This window comes from Bradyrhizobium sp. Ken64 (genome assembly GCF_055807555.1).
The window spans coordinates 62,068-78,368 of the sequence record NZ_JBVVPA010000018.1; the positions used below are offsets into that span (position 1 = coordinate 62,068).

The following is a 16,301-nucleotide window of genomic DNA, read 5'->3' on the forward strand; positions in this document are numbered from 1 at the left end:
CGGCATGATGCGGCGGGTGCTCATAGCTGCGGTGATCATGATCACCTGCGGCCTGTCGCCCGCCCGCGCCGCCGACGCCGCCTTCACGCAGTTCATCGCCTCGCTCTGGCCGGAGGCGGAGGCCGCCGGCGTGTCGCGCGCGACGTTCGAGCGAGAGACGCGTGGGCTCGAGCCTGATTACAAGCTGCCCGATCTGATCCTGCCGGGACGGCCAGCGACCGGTGCGCCGTCGCAGGCCGAGTTCGTGCAGGTGCCGGCCGACTATGTCAGGGAGGCCTCGATCGCGCGGCTTGCGGGCGAGGGGCAGCGGCTGCTGCAAAAATATCGTCAGGCCCTGACCGAGATCGAGAAAAGCTCCGGCGTGCCCGCCACCGTCATGCTGGCGATCTGGGGCCGTGAGACCGACTACGGCCGTTATACGTTGCCTTACGATCTCGTCCGCGTGCTGGCGACGCAGGCCTATGTGGGCCGCCGCAAGGACACCTATCGCAACGAGTTCATCCTCTCGCTCAAAATTCTCGGCGACGGCGTGGTGACACGCAAGGACATGCGCTCGTCCTGGGCCGGCGCGACCGGGCTCACGCAATTCCTGCCGTCCGAATATTACAAGCACGGCGTCGATTTCGATCGTGACGGCCGCATCGACATCTGGCACTCGGTGCCGGATGCGCTGGCATCCGCCGCCCAGCAGCTCGTCAACAAGGGTTGGCAGAGCGGCGTACGCTGGGCTTACGAGGTGCAGGCACCGGCCAAGGTCGATTGCACCGTCGGCGTGCCCGAGGTGACGAAGCCGATCGGCCAGTGGCTGCGCGAAGGCTTTGTGCCGGTGCGCGGACAAAAGCTCACCGCCGCCGAGCAGGCACAGCCGGCTTCGCTGCTGCAACCGGAAGGCATCTACGGCCCGTCCTTCCTGACCACGAAGAACTACTTCGTGATCAAGGAATACAATTTCTCCGATCTCTACGTGCTGTTCGTCGGCCATCTCGCCGACCGCATGACGAGCCCGCAACCGTTCGCGACGCCGTGGTCTGCCTCGAAGCAATTGCGAACCAAGGACGTCGAGGCGATGCAGCGCGGGCTCACACGCGTCGGATTCTACAAGGACAAGATAGACGGCAAGGCCGGCATGCAGACGCGCGCTGCGCTCGGCGCCTACCAGAAGTCGGCAGGGCTCAAGGTCGATTGCTGGCCAAGCGAAGAGGTGCTGCGCTCGATCCAGGCGACGCGATAGCTGCTGCAGGGCCAGCTAAAAGAAAAAGCCCGGCCGAGGTGCTCGGCCGGGCTTCGATCGCGGCGCTCATGAGCGCCGTGCGATCAGATCAGTAGCAAACGCGAACCGGGCGGACGGTCCAGCCGTAGCCGTCCCAGTAGCGCTGGCGCTGCCAATAGCAGGGCGGGGGCGGCGGGCCGGGCTCGGCCACGTAAACCGGTCCGCCATAGGCGGGACGGCTCGATGCGATGGCACCGCCGACGATCGCGCCGCCGATCAGGCCGGCTGCGATGCCGACGCCGACGCCGTCATGGGCCTGGGCGGACGGCGTGGCGGTCACCAGCGAACCGGCGATCGTCGCAACCGTGAGGGCGGCAACTAAAGTCTTCTTCATACGCTTGGCTCTCCTGAGAGATGGATGCTCCTTGTTAGGAGCGTCCGGGGTTCAAAGGTTCACGCAGACTCTGATGGAATTGGCCTTGCAGCTAGGAAGCGCGCAAATGGTCAATCCGCGGTAAACGCACACGGAGCTGTGACGAGAAAAAGCGGTCTTTTTCAGGCCCCTGGATGAACGGCGCATCTGGAATGAACCGGCTTGCAGCGACTTCAGCCGCAGACTCTGGCGCGGCGGACGCGCCAGGCATAACCGTCCCAGAAGCGCTGCTTCTGCCAGACGCAGCCGTTGCCGTAATAGTCGTCCGCGACATAGCCCGGGCCCGGCGCATAGTAGCGCGGCGGATAGTAGCCGGGGCCATATCCGGGACCATATGCGTAGCCGGGGCCGGGCCCGTAATAGTACGGAGAGGCCAGCGCCCCACCGACAATGGCGCCGCCGATGATCCCCGCCGCCACGCCTGCGGCGACGCCGCGTTGCGCCTGGGCTGGTGTAGCGGCGCTAAGGGCCACAGCGGCGACGGCAGCGATTGCCAGGAGCGACTTCTTCATTGGCAGACCTTTCGAACAAAACACGCGGGAACTCTTGAGGGTAAAGTTCCATATTTCGTTTGAATGATCAATGAACGGCACCTTTGCCAGGGGCGACCAATTAACATGGACCGCAGCTCAGCCAAGGGAGGGTGATGGTGGGCAACGCGATGATAAATGCATTGATCGCTGCCGGGATCGTCTCCGCGATCGGCTACGGCTGGATCACCCATCTCCAGAACCGCGGCCAGCGGCGCTCCCGCGCCGAGGCCGGCGGCAATAGCGGTGGCGAGACCGCCACCGGCACGAGCGACGGCTTCTCGTTGGGGAGCTGGTTTTCCAGCGATGGTTCCGGCAGCGCGGCCGACAGCGGCAACTGCTCCAGCAGCGATAGCGGCAGTAGTGGCGGAGATTGCGGGGGCGGCGGCGATGGTGGAGGAGGCGGCGGCGACTAGATCCACCGCATCTTGATCCAGCGCAAAGCGCTATTTTAGAGCCGTTCTAGGCTGTTTACGGGGCCAGTTTGGAATAGCTTCAAATTCCGCTTTTTCCTTTTGCATCCGGCCGGCCCCTTAAATATCGATGATGGCGCATCACCAAAGGGCCTGCCGCTTCCATGATCGTTTGTTCCTGTAACGTGCTGAGCGATGACGACATCCGCGCCGCCGTCGCCGAGTCCGACGACGCCGTGCGCCATGCCAAGCAGGTCTATGGCTGTCTCGGCTGTAGCGCCGAATGCGGCCGCTGCGCCCGGACGATCAAGACCATTATCGACGAAGCGCTCGGCCCCTGTGCCACGTCCTGCTGCTCCGGCTGTCCGCACAATCACAGTGTGGCCGCCAATGACGAGACGGCCCAGCCGGCCGAGTTTGCCCTCGCGGCCTGCTGAAATCTTCCGCAACCTGGCTGAGCTTTTCCCCGGCTGCGTCCCCGTAGCCGGTTGTCCCAGTCTTTAAACTCATTTAGAAGCGTTCTAAATTCGGTTTACGGCCGATTTGGACTGCAAGAGCTGGAGTGAACCATGCAGGGCGACGCAAAAGTTATCGACTATCTCAACAAGGCACTGCGTCACGAGCTGACTGCGATCAACCAGTACTGGCTGCACTACCGCTTCCTCGACAATTGGGGCCTGCGGGACATGTCCAAGGTCTGGCGCAAGGAGTCCATCGAGGAGATGGAGCACGCCGACAAGCTCACCGAGCGGATCCTGTTCTTCGACGGCTTCCCGAACATGCAGGTGCTCGATCCCTTGCGTATCGGCCAGAACGTCAAGGAGATCATCGAGTGCGATCTCGCCGCCGAGATGAGCGCGCGGGCGCTCTACCAGGAAGCGGCGGCCTACTGTCATAGCGTCAAGGACTACGTCACGCGCGACCTGTTCGAGAAGCTGATGAGCGACGAGGAGCACCACATCGACTTCCTCGAGACCCAGCTCGACCTGATCGGCCGCATCGGCCTCGAGCTCTACACCCAGAAGCACGTCGGCGGGCTCGAGGGCGAGGGACATTAGGCCCCTAACTCCGCACTCTCCATTCGTCATGGCCGGGCTTGTCCCGGCCATCCACGTGCTACCCGGATGCCCGGGACAAGCCCACGGCATGACGGCCGTGCGCGGTCGGAAAGCCCGGCTATAGCTGCGTCTTGTAGAGCGCTTCCACCACGTCCTGACTCTGCGGCTCACCAAGGCCGGTCTGCTCGTGGACCACCTCGACGATGCTCGGCATCACCGAGCGCGGCACCTTCTCGGACGACCACAGCTTCGAGCGCATCAGGGCCTTGCCGCAGTGGAAATAGACTTCGCTGACGGCGATGTTCAGTACCGCGCGGGGCGACTTGCCAAACTCTACCATCGAGGCGAGCAGGTCCGGATCGGCCGACAGCGTGCCGCGGCCGCCCACGCGCAGCGTCTCGTCGATGCCGGGGACGAAGAACAATAGATGCACGAAGCCCGAGCCCTCGACGACGTTCCGGAAACTGTCGATCCGGTTGTTGCCGGAGCGATCAGGCATCAGCAGCTGGTTGGGGCCGGCGACGTGGACGAAGCCAGTGCCGCCGCCGCGTGGTGAGGCATCGACGCTGCCGTCCGCTCCCGACGTCGCGAGCACGCAGAACGGCGACATCTCGATGAATTTCTTCGCGTGCGCATCGATCGCGGGGCGCGCTTTCGCGATCACGCGCGGGCTCGGCGGGGCATAGATGGTGGCGAGGTCTTCGGCGCAAAGATCAGTCACGAAGGTCTCCCTGGTGGAATGCCCGAGAATATCATCTCCCAGCGCGATCGCTATCCCCCTTGTCGCGCCGCCACGGCCAGTCGATCACGCCAGCGCAATACAGAGCCCACCAGATCAGGATTGGCTGCAGCGTCAGCCGCGGTCCGTGGTAGAGCCAGCTGTTGGGGACGGGTGGAAGGTCGATGCCCTGCAGGGCATGCTTGATGTTTGCCGGCCACACGCAAAGCGCATAGAGCGCGAGCGCAACGCCCGCCCACCAGCGCAGCGGCTTCGTCACCAGCGCAATCGCGCCCGCGATCTCGCATACGCCCGTGATGAGGATCAGCTGTGTTGCAAACGGAACCCAGGCCGGCGTGATCGCAAGCAGCTTGTCGGGGGCCAGGAGATGCGCGATGCCGGCCGCGATGTAAAACGCTGCCAGCACAAAGCGCATCACAGCGCGCGTTCTGTCGTTCGCAGGAGCCATCGGCCGAACTAGCACGCGCGGCGCCGAGGCGCTACCGCGCGCTACACCGCATCGGCCGGCACGAAGCAACTGATGATGATGGCGCCGCGGTGATGGACGTACCACACCACGGCCTCGCCGACCGGATTGCCGCGGTCGCGGATGATGGCGCGCTCGGGCACCTCCATCCATTGTCCCTCGATCGGCACCCAATAGGCGCCGCTGCGCACGTCGTACTCAGTACGATGGCCGTCGGAGACGTCGCAGCAGGGTACGCCGTTCGGTGCGATCACGCTCTTGAACCAGGCGCGGATGTCGGGCGGGACGTGATCATATTGCCCGTTGTCGAACGCGAACGCGGCGCTTGTCAGCGCGGCCAGCCAAACGCACAGTACGAGCCTGTGCATGCGATCCTCCTCATCGCGTGTCGTGCCATTGGTGCGCGATTGTCCCGCGCGTCGATTCGTATATCGATGCGATTAAGCCCGAGCCGTCAGCCTAATGCATGCTCAAATAATATGCGGGTAGATGGCCCTTGATGCGATGCAAAATCAGCGGCGCGCAGATTCGATCGTTTGCTGCGGCGCGGCTTGCAGAAACTGCCGGACCTGCTCGCTGTAGAATTTGGCGTTCCCGGTGGTGCCGTGGCCGCGCGTCTCCGTGCTTGCCGGGATGAGATACAGCTTGCCGTTCTTGACCCGCGTCATCGCAGCGTCCGTGATGCCGGTCTCAGGCGGGTTGCGTTCGTCGTCGGCGGAATTGATCAGCAGCAGCGACGCCTCGATGGCCTCCAGCTTCTCGCCGGCGTTGTAGTCATGCGAGGACTCCCACTGGTAGACGAAGTCGTTGGCATCTGCCGCGATCGGCATGGCCAGCCGCTCGTCGACGATCTTGTCGGCCTTGGCCGCCGTCGGCGCCTGCGATTGATAGGCCAGCGTTCCACCGATGCTCGCGATGCCGTAGGCGGTGATGGCGTATTTCATCATGCGCGGCTGGCCGGTGTAATTGCCGCCGTTGTAGTCGGGGTCGCTGCGGATGGTGTCAAGCATGATCCGCCGCAGCATCCAGTTGCGCGACGCCATTTCGGTCGGCTGCGAGGCCATCGGGATCAGCGCGTCCATCGCCATCGGGTATTTCTCGCCCCACAGCCAGGTGTGCATGCCGCCCATCGAATTGCCGATGATGAGCCGCAGGTGCTTGACCCCGAGCCCTTCCGTCACCAGGCGATACTGGGCTTCGACCATGTCCTCGTAATCGTATTTCGGGAAGCTCGTCTTCATCCCGTCGGACGGTTTTGACGATTTGCCATGACCAATATTGTCGGGGATGATGATGTAATATTTGGAGGCATCGAGTGGCTGCCCCGCGCCGAACAGCTCGCCGGCAAAGGCTGATGACAGCATGCTCGCGCCCGAGCCGCCGGTGCCGTGCAGCACCAGGACCGGCTGGCCGCTCGGCTCACCCACGGTGGTGTAGTGCAGCTTCAGCTCCGGCATGGTCTCGCCGGTGTGGAACTTGAAATCCCTGGCGATCCAATCGCCCTGCTTCGGCGCCGGATAATCGGCCGCCCATCCGGATGTCGAGATGGCCGCCAACGAGACGGTGAACAGGATGGCTGACAGCGCCGCGCAAGAAGCTTTCATGTCTATTTCCCCCGTGCGGCTCTGGTCGGCGGCCGCGTTGCGGCGGAACTTAGCAGAACTGTCCGGAAGGATGTAGGATTTCGTTTTCGCCGGTCGTCCTCGAGGGAAAGGTCAGGAGAGACTGCATGTGCCGCAACATCAAGACGCTGTTCAACTTCGAGCCGGAGGCGACGGAGGATGAGATCCACGCCAGCGCGCTCCAGTTCGTTCGCAAACTGTCCGGCTTCAACAAGCCTTCGCAGGCCAACGAGGAGGCCTTCGATCGTGCGGTGGCGGAGGTCTCGGAGGCTGCGCGAAAACTCCTGACGTCGCTGCACACCCACGCCCCGGCACGCGACCGCGAGGTCGAGGCGGAAAAGGCCAAGGAACGTTCGCGGCTGCGGTTCGGTTAGGCGGCTCGAAGGTCCGTTCCGTGACCTGGCTCACGGTGAAAGCGGTCGCAACGCGCGATGATGTTCGCCGGGCTTTTGACACCCCGGAGCACGACCATGAGCCGCCCCCTTCTTCCGCTGAAAGCAGGTGCCATCGTTTTCACACTGCTGTGGACAGCGTGGATGACGTGGTGGAGCGGCTCGTTCTCGAGCGCGAGCGTCGTGATCCTGGCCTTGTGCGGCGCAGCAGTCGGCTATCTCTGGTACCGCGCCATGCGCTGGCAGTTCGAGCGCATGGGCATGCTGCCGCGACGCGAGAATGGGACGAAATAGATTCGTCTGTCATTCCTTGCCGTGCTTCTTCTTTTTCTTCTTTTTCCTGTGAGCGTCGCCTTCGCTGCCGTCGTCCTCGTCATCGAGGGGCATTTCGTCGGTCTCCTGCACGGCTGCCTCCAGCGCCTCGCGCTCGGCGGCTTCACGCTCGCGCTGGCGGCGGCGCTCGTCCCAGGCGTCGAACAGCTGATCGAGCCACGGCAGCACCTGCTCGATCGACGGCAATGGGCCGGGCGGCCCGGGCTCGCCGCGCGGGCCTTGCGGCCCCGCCGGCCCTTGGGGTCCCGCAGGTCCCTGTGCACCGGCCGCCCCGCGCGGGCCGGCTTCGCCCTGCTTGCCTTGCGGGCCGGGCTTGCCCAGCGGTCCGGCCTTTCCGATCGGACCCGGCTTGCCCTGCGGACCCGGCTTGCCGCGCGCCCCGTCGGGGCCCCGCTTGCCCGGATGACCCTGCGGGCCCGGCCGCCCCGGTTCGCCCTGCCGTCCGCGCGGTCCCTGAGGTCCCTGCCGTTTTTGTTCGTCTGCCACGCCACTGCTCCCTTGACCGGAGCAAGCTAATTAGCGGCGTTTGACGACAGCGGCAATTCCGCCCGGGCATGGCGTAGGGCTTGATCAACATCAATCGACGGCACGGAGCGCCGTGTCATTGATTGTGCGCGGCCACGATCCCAGCGAGGGGCGACCGATGCGCGCAGCGTGGAACGTCTTTTGCCTGTTCGCTGTCATCCTTGTGGCGGCGCTCGGCCTCGCTCACCTGCTGGTGCCTGACATCGTCCTAGTCGCATTCGCCGAGGAGCCGCAGCCGACCTGGGCGGTCATGACGGCCTTCCTGCTCCGCACGATCGAGATGATCGCAGCGGCGGTTGCGATCATCTCCCTTGCGCTCTTCGCCGGCGCACATTTGCGGCACGAGCTGCGCCGCTGGTCGCGCAGCGCATCGTCACGCAAGGCGTCGCAGGCAGACTGACGTCGCGCGCTAGTCGTGATAGGCCGGCACCTCGATGCCGGAGGCGGCGTAGAGCCTGATCTTGTTGCGCAGCGTGCGCACCGAGAGGCCGAGCACGCGCGAGGCGCGCGTGCGATTGCCGTCGCAGCGGGCGAGCGTCTGCAGCACGAGCTCACGCTCGACCTCGTCGACGGTCGCGCCGATCAGCAGCGGAACGATCTGGTTCGGTGAAAGGACATACGCGCCCGGCTCGGACGCAGCGACATGAACAGTGGTCATCGACACACTCCCCGATCAACGCCCGCTTCCGTCTTTGGAAGCGGATCGAGAACAAACGACCCCCAAGCCGTAGATCTACGGTGGGCGGGTTTGGTTAACGAAAGGTTAACCGAAGGCGATCGCACCAATTGACCTTGGGAATGCCGCCGCATCGCCGCGATTGGCACGGAATGCATATTCCTGCGAGCATACTCCGCGTTACCAAGAAGGCATCATCCCGCTCACACCGTCCGGTATCCGCCGTCCACCATCACGATCGTTCCCGTGACGTAGGCCGACATGTCCGACGCAAGGAAGATCGCGGGACCCACGATGTCCTCGGGCTTGCCGGTGCGCGCCAGCGGGGTGTGATCGACGAAAGCCTGCACCAGCGCCGGATTGGTCGCGCGCACATTGGCGTTGATGTTGGTCTCGATGAAGCCCGGCCCGATCGCATTGACGCGCACGCCCTCCTTGCCGAGCTCGACCGCGAGCGCCTTGGTGAAGCCGAGCACGCCGTGTTTCGAGGTGGTGTAGGCCGCCGAGCTCGGCGTGCGCAGATGCACGAAGGACTGGATCGAGCCGATATTGACGATGCGGCCCTTGGCTGCGCGCAACGGGTTGAGGAACGCCTGCGTCATGTTGAAGACGCCGTTGAGGTTGAGCGAGATGATGTCGTTCCAGTCCTTCGCCACTGTCTCCGGCTCCGCGGTGAAGGCGTTGCGGCGGGTGATGCCGGCATTGTTGACGAGGATCGAGACCTGCCCGACCTTGTCGGCGACCTCTTTGGCGAGCGCAAAGCAGTCGTCGCGTTTGGTCACGTCGAGCGCAAAGCTCTCGGCCTTGCCGCCGGACTTGCGGATCTCCTCGGCGGCTTCCGCGGCCGTGTCGGCGTTGACGTCGAGCAGCACCACCTGCGCGCCCTCGCGGGCGTAGCCGGCCGCGATGGCCCGGCCGATGCCCGAACCGGCGCCCGTGATGACGGCGATATGATTTGCGAGCAATGCCATGACAATTTCCTCCCGATTTATTTTCGAAGTTTCATGAAAGGCTAACTCGAAATTAAGGGGTCGGAAACGGCGGCCTTGGCATACTGGTCTTGATTGCTAAACGTTGCGCGCATGATGGAACGGCTTGAATCCTGGAAACTCGCACTCGAACGCCTGCGGTCGGCGCAAGGCGCCGATTGGGCCGAGGCGGGCCGCCTCGTGACCGAGATCGCGCGGATGAGCACCGACACCATGCTGCGTCAGGCCGCCGAGCAGGCGCTTCCGGTGCTGCGCCAGGCCGTGGACAACGACGATCACAGTGTCACGCTGGCGGCCCGGCGCCGTCTCGGCGTGGTGCTCGATGTCGTTCACGATCTGACCGCGCCGCGCTTCGGCCGCCGCAATGCTGCGCCGAAAAAAATCTCCAGCGAGGATCGCGCCCGCAAGGTGCTCGGCCTGCCGCTCGCGGTGCAGCTCACCTGCGAGGACATCAACCAGGCCTATCGCCGCGCCGCCAAGGGCATGCACCCCGACCAGGGCGGCAGCGCGCAAGCGTTCATCGACCTCGCCGCCGCACGCGATATCCTGATCCATCCCCGCGCCTACAAGGACGCGTGAGGCCTCAACTCTTGTTCACGCAGCTCGGATAGGGCGCGGCTTCGCCGGCCAAAATCGGGCAGAGCTCGATCGGGCTAAGCGCGCGCAAACGCGTCTGCCAGCGGTCGTCGTTCACCAGCGGCTCGTCGGTTTCGGGGCCGCGCTCGGCCCACTGGACGGTGTAGTAGTCGCTCGTGCCCTGGAGCGTGACCAGGAGTGCGGTCTCGCTGTGCCGCGTCGGACCGCTGTCGACGCGACCGCAGCCGATCACGGCGACGAAACCCTCGAAGCGGCCGAACGTGCTGGCGCCGAGCGGCCTTGCCGCGAAGCTGTCGGGGCAGGCGGATTTGAAACCGCTTGCGATCGAGCCCGCGAATTTCTCCGGCGATGAACCTGGAGTCGTCGTCATGCCCTTCTCGCCGGTCACGGTGATCATCTCGGTCCAGCGTTCGGGCGTCTCGCCCTTCAGCACGGACTCGCGGATGTAATGGCCGCCCTTGGTGTTCTCGAACACCACGGAAAAATTCGAAGGCATCGCGAAGCTGACCAGCTGGCCGAAGACCGGCGAGATCACGCGAAAGGATTGCGGGGCCTGCGCGTACGCCGTTGCGGTGAGCAGGAGCGATGCGGCGAGAATGGTTGTTGTCGCCGGTGCGCGCATCGATTGGCTCCAAAGGTGAAAAAACGAGCGGGCAAAAACAAGCAGGCAAGGATGCTGGCATCGCATCCTTGCCCGGACCTTGTCGTCCGCCGATCGAATTCCTACCAGGTGCAGTGGCCGTTCTTCAACGCGTGATCCTTCAGCATGATCGCGTCGCCAAGGGTCGGCACGGTCGCGCTGACGCGGGAATAGCCGGAGGGCCACGGCGTGGTCGGGATGCCCTCGTCCCAGATCTGGCAGAAGCCGGTGTCCTGCCAGCGGATCAGGTGATAGCTGGCCTCGGCAGGGCTTGCGGCGACGAAGGCGGTGACGGCAAGGCCCACAGCAGCGCACAGCACGGAAATACGACGCATGATCAGCTCCTCGAAATGAAAGTTGTGATGCGCCTCCCGACAATGATGGGGAGGGCGGCGCGGGACGCTTGGGGTGCGCCCCGGACAAGATGTGAGTAGGTCCGCCAACGGGCCGGGTTCAAAGCAGGTGCGCGGAAAATGCGTGATTTCGGCAGAAAAAATCAGTGGTGCGTCCAAAGAAAAAGGGCAGACCGCTTGCGCGATCCGCCCTTTGAAATCCGGTCAGTTGCCTCACGCCTAGAGCGTGCAGCGGCGCTCTGCGCGCAGCTTGATCTGGAGCTCCGAGGCGGCCGTGAAGGTCGGGAGCGGCTTGCTGACGACCTTGTAGGTCGACACGCCCCACTGGAACGGCTTGTACTTGAGGTCTTCGTTCCAGACCTGGCAGATGCCGGTGTTGTCCCAGCGGATCACGTAATAGCCGACCGCCGCGGAGGCCGGCACGGCGAACACGGAGGTGGCGATGCCGGCAACGGCACAGAGGGCGAGAACGCGACGCATGAAATATCTCCTGATGGGGAACGTGAGACGGAAACTGGTGCGGCAAAATGGTGCGGGTGGCAAGCGGGGCGGCGACCGTTCACGGACATGTCAGCCGTTGGTCGGCTGTTCGGATGAGCCTTATCGCTTGACTGTCGCTTGTCTATCACTCGTCTATCCCTCGGCCAGCGACGCCACCGCCTCGATCTCGATCAGCATCTTCGGATCGGGCAGTGCGTGGACCACGCAGGTGGTGCGGGCGGGGTAGGGCGGCGGCCCGAAGGCGCCGGCATAGAGCGCGTTCATGGCGGCGACGTCGGAGGCGCGGGTCAGCAGCACGTTGACCTTGACGAGATCGCGGATCTCGGCGCCGGCCTCCGCCAGCACGCGCTTGATGTTGACGGCGACGTTGGCGAACTGCGCCTCGAATCCATCAGGCAGCGCGCCGCTCGCGTCGAAGCCGGGAATGCCGGAGACGAACAGGAGATCGCCGGTGCGCGTGGCAAAGGACAGCGGCGGCGCCTTGACGTGCGGCGGGGGTGCGAAATGCTGGATCGGCATGGGATCACCTCGGATGGACGGCTGACAGCGCAAGCGTAGCGGCAGCTCGGGGCGCCTCCAACAAAAAACGCGAAAACAACCCCATGCACAGTAGACATCCGGCGAGAATCATTGAGCTTTCTTTTTGGATTCGGGAAAAGCAAAATAATCGCTTGCTCCGTCGGGCAAAACAGGGGCAGAATGGCATGATGGCGGGTGAGCGTCTCGTCGCGCCAAACTCCGCCGTCATGCCCCGGCCCGACCGGGGCATCCAGTACGCCGCGGCTTCTCGGTTCACCATCGCCCCTCTGGAATACTGGATCGCCCGGTTAAACCGGGCGATGACAGTTGAATGCGCTGCTGCACCTTGGCCCTGAGAGCCGCCCCCCATCATGTTGCCGCCGCGATGCATCGGATACATTCGCTGCGTCTGATTCGTTTCCCTCCTTGAAGAATAGCCCCCGGAGACTCCCATGAAGTTCGCATCCACCCTTCGTGCCGCGCTGGTCGGCATTGCCGCGCTTGCCGGCCTCTCGACCTCGGCGCTGGCCGACGGCGGCACCGTTGTGCTGACGATCTACAAGGCGGGCTGGATCATCGGCGGCTCCGGCGGCTCGGGCGTGCTGAACTTCCGTGGCCGGGCCTATTCGCTCTCGACCGGCGGTCTCGACTACGGCCTCGTCTTCGGCGGTTCCAAGACCGTGCTGCGCGGCCGCGTGTCCAACATCAACCGGCCCTCCGACATCGCCGGCGTCTACGGCGCCGCCGGTGCGGGCATCGCGGTGGGCCGCGGCGCGCGCGCCATCGTGCTGAGCAACCAGAAGGGCGCCGTGCTCGAGCTGTCCGGCACGCAGGTCGGCCTGATGGCGAATGCGGATCTCAGCGGCCTTGCGATCACGATGCGGTAGGGACGGCGATCAGCTCAATTCGTAGCCCGCATGAGCGACAGCGACATGCGGGTCACCCTCAGCCCCGGATGTCGCTGTCGCTCATCCGGGCTACGTTCCCCTCACCGCCGCGTGAATCCGCTCGCAATGTGCGACGAGATTTGCGTGCGCATCGACGAACGCCTTCAGCGGCGTCGGGATCGGAAAGAATAAAATGTTGGCGATGAAGCCGTAGATGCCGGCATCGACGCTAGTCGGCGCCGCGCCGTGCACGAAGCCGTTCGCCGGCACGATCTCCGCCAGCACCTGCAGATCGGCGAGCCCCCGCGCATAGGCCTGCTCGGGCGTGTAGCGGCCGATGCCCTGGTAGTGATAGCGCTGCGCATTATACGCCTTCGCCTTCTCGAATCCTGCCGCATCGATCTGCCTGTGCTGCGCGATGAAGGCGTCGCGGAATGCCGGATAATAGCGCTCGTCCTTCCAGCGCGAATACGACATCACCCAATAGAGATCGTCGAGCATGCGCGTGACGAAGTGATTGGTGCGGCGCTGCTCCGGTGAAAGCCCCGCGTCGATGGTGAGGCGGTATTTCGCGGTCGCGTGCGTGATGATGGTCTCGCTGTCGCCGATCGTCTCGCCGTCATCCACGATATAGGGCAGCTGCCCGCGCGGTGCGGCGGAGGCATCGAACACATGCTCGTGCACGAACGGCACGCCCGCGAGCTTCAGGAAGGCATAGACCTTGAGGCCGTAGCCGTTGTTGTCGGCGACGCCGAACAGCTCTGGATAGGAGTAGAGGGTCAGCATGGGACGGACGCTCCTCCGCGGTGGAGGGCAGCATGCAGGTGTGCCCCGGGCAACGCAATGGGAGAGTGCCCCTACGAATGCGATGCCGCCGTAAAGACCGCCAATTGCGCGTCGAAAGCGCGCCTGAATGCCGGCCGCGCTTCACCGCGGGCGACATAGGCGGCGATATCGGGATATTCATCCAGCAGACCTGATGCATTCAACCGGCGCAGCACTGTCACCATCATGAGATCGCCGGCGCTGAACGCACCGTCGAGCCAGTCGGCATCGCCGAGGTGGCGGGACAATTCACCGAGCCTGACACGGACGCGATCCTGCAGCAGCGGCAGCCGCTCCGCGTACCAGCTCTTGTTGCGCTCGAACAGCATCGCCATGCCGAGTTCGACGATCGGCGGCTCCAGCGTGCTGAGCGCGGCAAACATCCACGTGATCGCGCGGGCCCGGGCGTTCGGCTCCGTCGCCAGCAGCCCGGCATGACGCTCCGCGAGATGGAGCACGATCGCGCCGGACTCGAACAAGGGGAGGTCACCGTCCTCATAGGTCGGGATTTGCCCGAACGGATGCAGGGCGAGATGGGCGGGCCCCTTCATGTCCGAGAACGAAACCAGACGCACGTCGTAGGGCTGGCCGACCTCCTCGAGCGCCCAGCGCACCCGCATGTCGCGGGCCTGTCCGCGGCCGCGGTCGGGCGAGTTTGCGAAGGCGGTGATGGTGGGCATCTGGAGGGCTCCGGGGTTGATCGCGTTTTGCGTTCGGAGGACGAGTGGAATGAGTGGATTCCGACAGGTCAATGCGTTTTCGTGGACCCCGTAGCCCGCATGAGCGATAGCGATATGCGGGGCAGCTGCCGGCCCCGGATGTCGCTGTCGCTCATCCGGGCTACAGGAAAATCCCGCCGCCACTGTCGGATCGTTGCCCCCTGCCTCGTCCTTGGAACACCGGGCGCGCTCCCGCGTGTCCAGCCTGAGGCAAAAGGATACACGTTCATGATCTCCATCACGCCGTTTCTCTGGTTCGACAACAACGTGCCGGAGGCCGTCGCCTTCTACAAATCGGTGTTTCCCAATGCCAAGGTCGAGACCGTCAGCGACTTCATGGCGGTGTTCGAGCTCGAAGGCCAGCGCTTCAATGCGCTCAACGGCGGGCCGCAATACAAGTTCAACGAAGCGGTGTCGTTCTTCATCAGCGTGGAGACGCAGGCGGAAGTCGATTATTTCTGGGACAAGCTCACCGCCGACGGCGGCGAAGAATCCCGCTGCGGCTGGCTCAAGGACAAGTTCGGGCTGTCCTGGCAGGTGATCCCATCAGCGCTCGGCCGCTACCTCGGCGACCCCGACCGCAGCAAGGCGAACCGCGTCATGCAGGCGATGATGCAGATGAGAAAGATCGTGATTGCGGATTTGGACAAGGCCTATGCTGGGTGAGGCAGGTGCCCGTGCCCCGGACGCAGCGCATCGCGCCGCTCTTCGCGGCGTGGTGCGCTGCAGAGCCGGGGCCCATGCCGCATCCGTGCAGGAGCTTCTGGGTCCCGGGTCTGCGCTTCGCTTGCCCGGGACACGCGAGCAGGCCAAAGCGGGGACACTCTCGACTATTCCGTTGCAGCGATCCACGCCGCAAGCTCACGCCACGGCTCCAATGTCCAATGCCCGGACGCCGCGCCCGACGGTGAGGGCAGCACGAACATTTCGGGCAAACTCTCATCGCGCAGCTGCCGCCCCAGCGCAATCACGCTCGACGGCCTGCCGTAAAACAAGCTCGCCGCCTTCTTGCTCGTGAACGCAATTGTCCGCGGTCGATACTTCTCGATTTTGGCCCTGAAGCCGGGCACGTCGATCGAGGCGGCCTCGATCTGGTGATCCATCCCGGCGCCCGATTTGGAGAGATCGGTGAAGCCAATCCCGAGATCGAGCAAGCTCGCGAACTCGCCCGGCTGATACCGCCGCGGGGTGATGCCGACCTCATGGATCGCGCGCCAAAAGCGGTTGCCGGGATGGGCGTAGTAGTGCCCGAGCTCGGCCGAGCGCGTGCTGGCGGCGGTGCCGACGAAGACGAGGCGGAGGTCGGGGCGGAGTTGGTCGGGGAGGCGGTGCAGCGGGGCTTCGGGCAAATTGTCTATCCGTGGAGCTGCAGCCCGTGTGAGCGGGGGCGGCATTTGGGTGGGCTGTCAATGCGGGATGTCGCTTCGCTCATCCCGGCTACAGTCAATGCGCTCCGCGCTCTTTCAGTCTATCGATCCACTCGCCGTATAGGCCATGGAGAGCACCTTCAATTGGCCAGCCGGGAGATGTCTCGATCAAATGAAGCAGCGACCAAGCAATTCCGAGACAATCATCTGGCCCGAACAGCCGCACCAAAGCTTTTGCCTCGTCATCCGTAATCGGTGTTTGCACTTCGCCGAGCAAAACTTTCAGTTCCCGCAATTCCGGCGCGGTGGCAGCACTTGAACTCGGCAACGGGCCGATTTGAGCAAGGCGCTCAACGGCTGGCTGCATTATTGCTTTCTCCTCTCGTCTTCTCATCGGCTCGGGAAAGGCTCCACGACGGATACTCAAGGCTACGAAGCGTCCGTTGTGGGTTCAAGTATTGTGCCGGTCGGACCTATTCGGAAGCTGTACATCTAGATGGATGTCAT

Annotated in this window: 27 protein-coding genes; 10 read left to right on the forward strand and 17 right to left on the reverse strand. The window is 64.2% G+C overall.

The window, feature by feature from the left end:
• Positions 1-4 precede the first annotated feature (4 nt).
• On the forward strand, positions 5-1,231 hold the full coding sequence (locus AC0L2F_RS26310; protein ID WP_473250379.1) for a lytic murein transglycosylase: 1,227 nt from the start codon (positions 5-7) through the stop codon (positions 1,229-1,231).
• 88 nt (positions 1,232-1,319) lie between these two features.
• Here the strand turns inward: AC0L2F_RS26310 and AC0L2F_RS26315 are convergent, their stop codons facing one another.
• Complete coding sequence (locus tag AC0L2F_RS26315) at positions 1,320-1,604, reverse strand: hypothetical protein (protein ID WP_007613695.1); 285 nt, start codon at positions 1,602-1,604, stop codon at positions 1,320-1,322.
• Between the two features lie 212 nt (positions 1,605-1,816).
• Entirely contained in the window at positions 1,817-2,155 is a 339-nt protein-coding gene (locus AC0L2F_RS26320; RefSeq protein ID WP_473250380.1) for a hypothetical protein, read from the reverse strand.
• A 134-nt stretch (positions 2,156-2,289) separates the two neighbouring features.
• Between AC0L2F_RS26320 and AC0L2F_RS26325 the strand changes: the two genes are divergently transcribed.
• The 3 genes from AC0L2F_RS26325 (at position 2,290) to bfr (ending at position 3,644) form a co-directional block, all read left to right on the forward strand.
• Positions 2,290-2,589, forward strand: coding sequence for a hypothetical protein (locus AC0L2F_RS26325; protein WP_473250381.1), 300 nt, complete (start codon positions 2,290-2,292; stop codon positions 2,587-2,589).
• 161 nt (positions 2,590-2,750) lie between these two features.
• Complete coding sequence (locus AC0L2F_RS26330) at positions 2,751-3,023, forward strand: (2Fe-2S)-binding protein (RefSeq protein ID WP_007613692.1); 273 nt, start codon at positions 2,751-2,753, stop codon at positions 3,021-3,023.
• 132 nt (positions 3,024-3,155) lie between these two features.
• Complete coding sequence (gene bfr / locus AC0L2F_RS26335) at positions 3,156-3,644, forward strand: bacterioferritin (protein ID WP_473250382.1); 489 nt, start codon at positions 3,156-3,158, stop codon at positions 3,642-3,644.
• A gap of 118 nt (positions 3,645-3,762) precedes the next feature.
• Here the strand turns inward: bfr and AC0L2F_RS26340 are convergent, their stop codons facing one another.
• The 4 genes from AC0L2F_RS26340 to AC0L2F_RS26355 all read right to left on the reverse strand — a co-directional run bounded on the left by AC0L2F_RS26340 (position 3,763) and on the right by AC0L2F_RS26355 (position 6,453).
• Positions 3,763-4,365 carry an MSMEG_1061 family FMN-dependent PPOX-type flavoprotein gene (locus AC0L2F_RS26340; protein ID WP_473250383.1) on the reverse strand — a complete coding sequence of 201 codons (603 nt, stop codon included), beginning with the start codon at positions 4,363-4,365 and terminating at the stop codon, positions 3,763-3,765.
• Between the two features lie 31 nt (positions 4,366-4,396).
• Positions 4,397-4,831 carry a DoxX family protein gene (locus AC0L2F_RS26345; RefSeq protein WP_473250384.1) on the reverse strand — a complete coding sequence of 145 codons (435 nt, stop codon included), beginning with the start codon at positions 4,829-4,831 and terminating at the stop codon, positions 4,397-4,399.
• Positions 4,832-4,872: 41 nt separating this feature from the next.
• Entirely contained in the window at positions 4,873-5,217 is a 345-nt protein-coding gene (locus tag AC0L2F_RS26350) for a hypothetical protein (RefSeq protein ID WP_063995172.1), read from the reverse strand.
• Between the two features lie 144 nt (positions 5,218-5,361).
• The gene (locus AC0L2F_RS26355) at positions 5,362-6,453 is read right to left on the reverse strand and encodes an alpha/beta fold hydrolase (protein WP_473250385.1); all 1,092 of its coding nucleotides are present in this window, start codon (positions 6,451-6,453) and stop codon (positions 5,362-5,364) included.
• A gap of 125 nt (positions 6,454-6,578) precedes the next feature.
• Here AC0L2F_RS26355 and AC0L2F_RS26360 point away from each other — a divergent pair, with 125 nt between their 5' ends.
• Entirely contained in the window at positions 6,579-6,845 is a 267-nt protein-coding gene (locus AC0L2F_RS26360; protein WP_063995174.1) for a DUF2277 domain-containing protein, read from the forward strand.
• A 96-nt stretch (positions 6,846-6,941) separates the two neighbouring features.
• Positions 6,942-7,157, forward strand: a complete 216-nt coding sequence (locus tag AC0L2F_RS26365) for a hypothetical protein (protein ID WP_007613682.1) — start codon at positions 6,942-6,944, stop codon at positions 7,155-7,157.
• A 9-nt stretch (positions 7,158-7,166) separates the two neighbouring features.
• On the opposite strand, the gene AC0L2F_RS26370 is transcribed toward AC0L2F_RS26365, so the two are convergent.
• Entirely contained in the window at positions 7,167-7,682 is a 516-nt protein-coding gene (locus AC0L2F_RS26370; protein WP_473250386.1) for a collagen-like protein, read from the reverse strand.
• Between the two features lie 157 nt (positions 7,683-7,839).
• On the opposite strand from AC0L2F_RS26370, the gene AC0L2F_RS26375 reads away from it, so the two are divergent.
• Positions 7,840-8,121, forward strand: a complete 282-nt coding sequence (locus tag AC0L2F_RS26375; protein WP_473250387.1) for a hypothetical protein — start codon at positions 7,840-7,842, stop codon at positions 8,119-8,121.
• 9 nt (positions 8,122-8,130) lie between these two features.
• Here AC0L2F_RS26375 and AC0L2F_RS26380 read toward each other — a convergent pair whose 3' ends face one another.
• Together AC0L2F_RS26380 and AC0L2F_RS26385 are read right to left on the reverse strand one after the other, a co-directional pair.
• Entirely contained in the window at positions 8,131-8,379 is a 249-nt protein-coding gene (locus AC0L2F_RS26380; protein ID WP_018454141.1) for a helix-turn-helix domain-containing protein, read from the reverse strand.
• Between the two features lie 221 nt (positions 8,380-8,600).
• Complete coding sequence (locus AC0L2F_RS26385; RefSeq protein WP_473250388.1) at positions 8,601-9,368, reverse strand: SDR family NAD(P)-dependent oxidoreductase; 768 nt, start codon at positions 9,366-9,368, stop codon at positions 8,601-8,603.
• 111 nt (positions 9,369-9,479) lie between these two features.
• Between AC0L2F_RS26385 and AC0L2F_RS26390 the strand changes: the two genes are divergently transcribed.
• Positions 9,480-9,965 carry a J domain-containing protein gene (locus AC0L2F_RS26390; protein ID WP_473250389.1) on the forward strand — a complete coding sequence of 162 codons (486 nt, stop codon included), beginning with the start codon at positions 9,480-9,482 and terminating at the stop codon, positions 9,963-9,965.
• Between the two features lie 4 nt (positions 9,966-9,969).
• Here the strand turns inward: AC0L2F_RS26390 and AC0L2F_RS26395 are convergent, their stop codons facing one another.
• The 4 genes from AC0L2F_RS26395 to AC0L2F_RS26410 form a co-directional block, all read right to left on the reverse strand.
• Entirely contained in the window at positions 9,970-10,605 is a 636-nt protein-coding gene (locus AC0L2F_RS26395; RefSeq protein ID WP_473250390.1) for a hypothetical protein, read from the reverse strand.
• Positions 10,606-10,706: 101 nt separating this feature from the next.
• Positions 10,707-10,958 (reverse strand): hypothetical protein, encoded by a 252-nt coding sequence (locus AC0L2F_RS26400; RefSeq protein WP_007613674.1) that lies wholly within the window; start codon positions 10,956-10,958, stop codon positions 10,707-10,709.
• A gap of 237 nt (positions 10,959-11,195) precedes the next feature.
• A complete protein-coding gene (locus tag AC0L2F_RS26405) occupies positions 11,196-11,456 on the reverse strand; it encodes a hypothetical protein (RefSeq protein WP_007613673.1) in 261 nt (86 codons plus the stop codon).
• Between the two features lie 153 nt (positions 11,457-11,609).
• Positions 11,610-11,996 carry a RidA family protein gene (locus AC0L2F_RS26410; protein ID WP_473250391.1) on the reverse strand — a complete coding sequence of 129 codons (387 nt, stop codon included), beginning with the start codon at positions 11,994-11,996 and terminating at the stop codon, positions 11,610-11,612.
• 452 nt (positions 11,997-12,448) lie between these two features.
• Here AC0L2F_RS26410 and AC0L2F_RS26415 point away from each other — a divergent pair, with 452 nt between their 5' ends.
• On the forward strand, positions 12,449-12,883 hold the full coding sequence (locus AC0L2F_RS26415; protein WP_007613671.1) for a hypothetical protein: 435 nt from the start codon (positions 12,449-12,451) through the stop codon (positions 12,881-12,883).
• 90 nt (positions 12,884-12,973) lie between these two features.
• Here the strand turns inward: AC0L2F_RS26415 and AC0L2F_RS26420 are convergent, their stop codons facing one another.
• Both AC0L2F_RS26420 and AC0L2F_RS26425 read right to left on the reverse strand, forming a co-directional pair.
• The gene (locus AC0L2F_RS26420; protein WP_473250392.1) at positions 12,974-13,669 is read right to left on the reverse strand and encodes a glutathione S-transferase family protein; all 696 of its coding nucleotides are present in this window, start codon (positions 13,667-13,669) and stop codon (positions 12,974-12,976) included.
• A gap of 71 nt (positions 13,670-13,740) precedes the next feature.
• Positions 13,741-14,388, reverse strand: coding sequence for a glutathione S-transferase family protein (locus AC0L2F_RS26425; protein ID WP_473250393.1), 648 nt, complete (start codon positions 14,386-14,388; stop codon positions 13,741-13,743).
• A 267-nt stretch (positions 14,389-14,655) separates the two neighbouring features.
• Between AC0L2F_RS26425 and AC0L2F_RS26430 the strand changes: the two genes are divergently transcribed.
• A complete protein-coding gene (locus AC0L2F_RS26430) occupies positions 14,656-15,093 on the forward strand; it encodes a VOC family protein (RefSeq protein ID WP_473250394.1) in 438 nt (145 codons plus the stop codon).
• Between the two features lie 164 nt (positions 15,094-15,257).
• On the opposite strand, the gene AC0L2F_RS26435 is transcribed toward AC0L2F_RS26430, so the two are convergent.
• Together AC0L2F_RS26435 and AC0L2F_RS26440 are read right to left on the reverse strand one after the other, a co-directional pair.
• Positions 15,258-15,821, reverse strand: coding sequence for a mismatch-specific DNA-glycosylase (locus AC0L2F_RS26435; RefSeq protein WP_473250395.1), 564 nt, complete (start codon positions 15,819-15,821; stop codon positions 15,258-15,260).
• A 49-nt stretch (positions 15,822-15,870) separates the two neighbouring features.
• Positions 15,871-16,161 (reverse strand): hypothetical protein, encoded by a 291-nt coding sequence (locus AC0L2F_RS26440; protein WP_473250396.1) that lies wholly within the window; start codon positions 16,159-16,161, stop codon positions 15,871-15,873.
• Positions 16,162-16,301 lie beyond the last annotated feature (140 nt).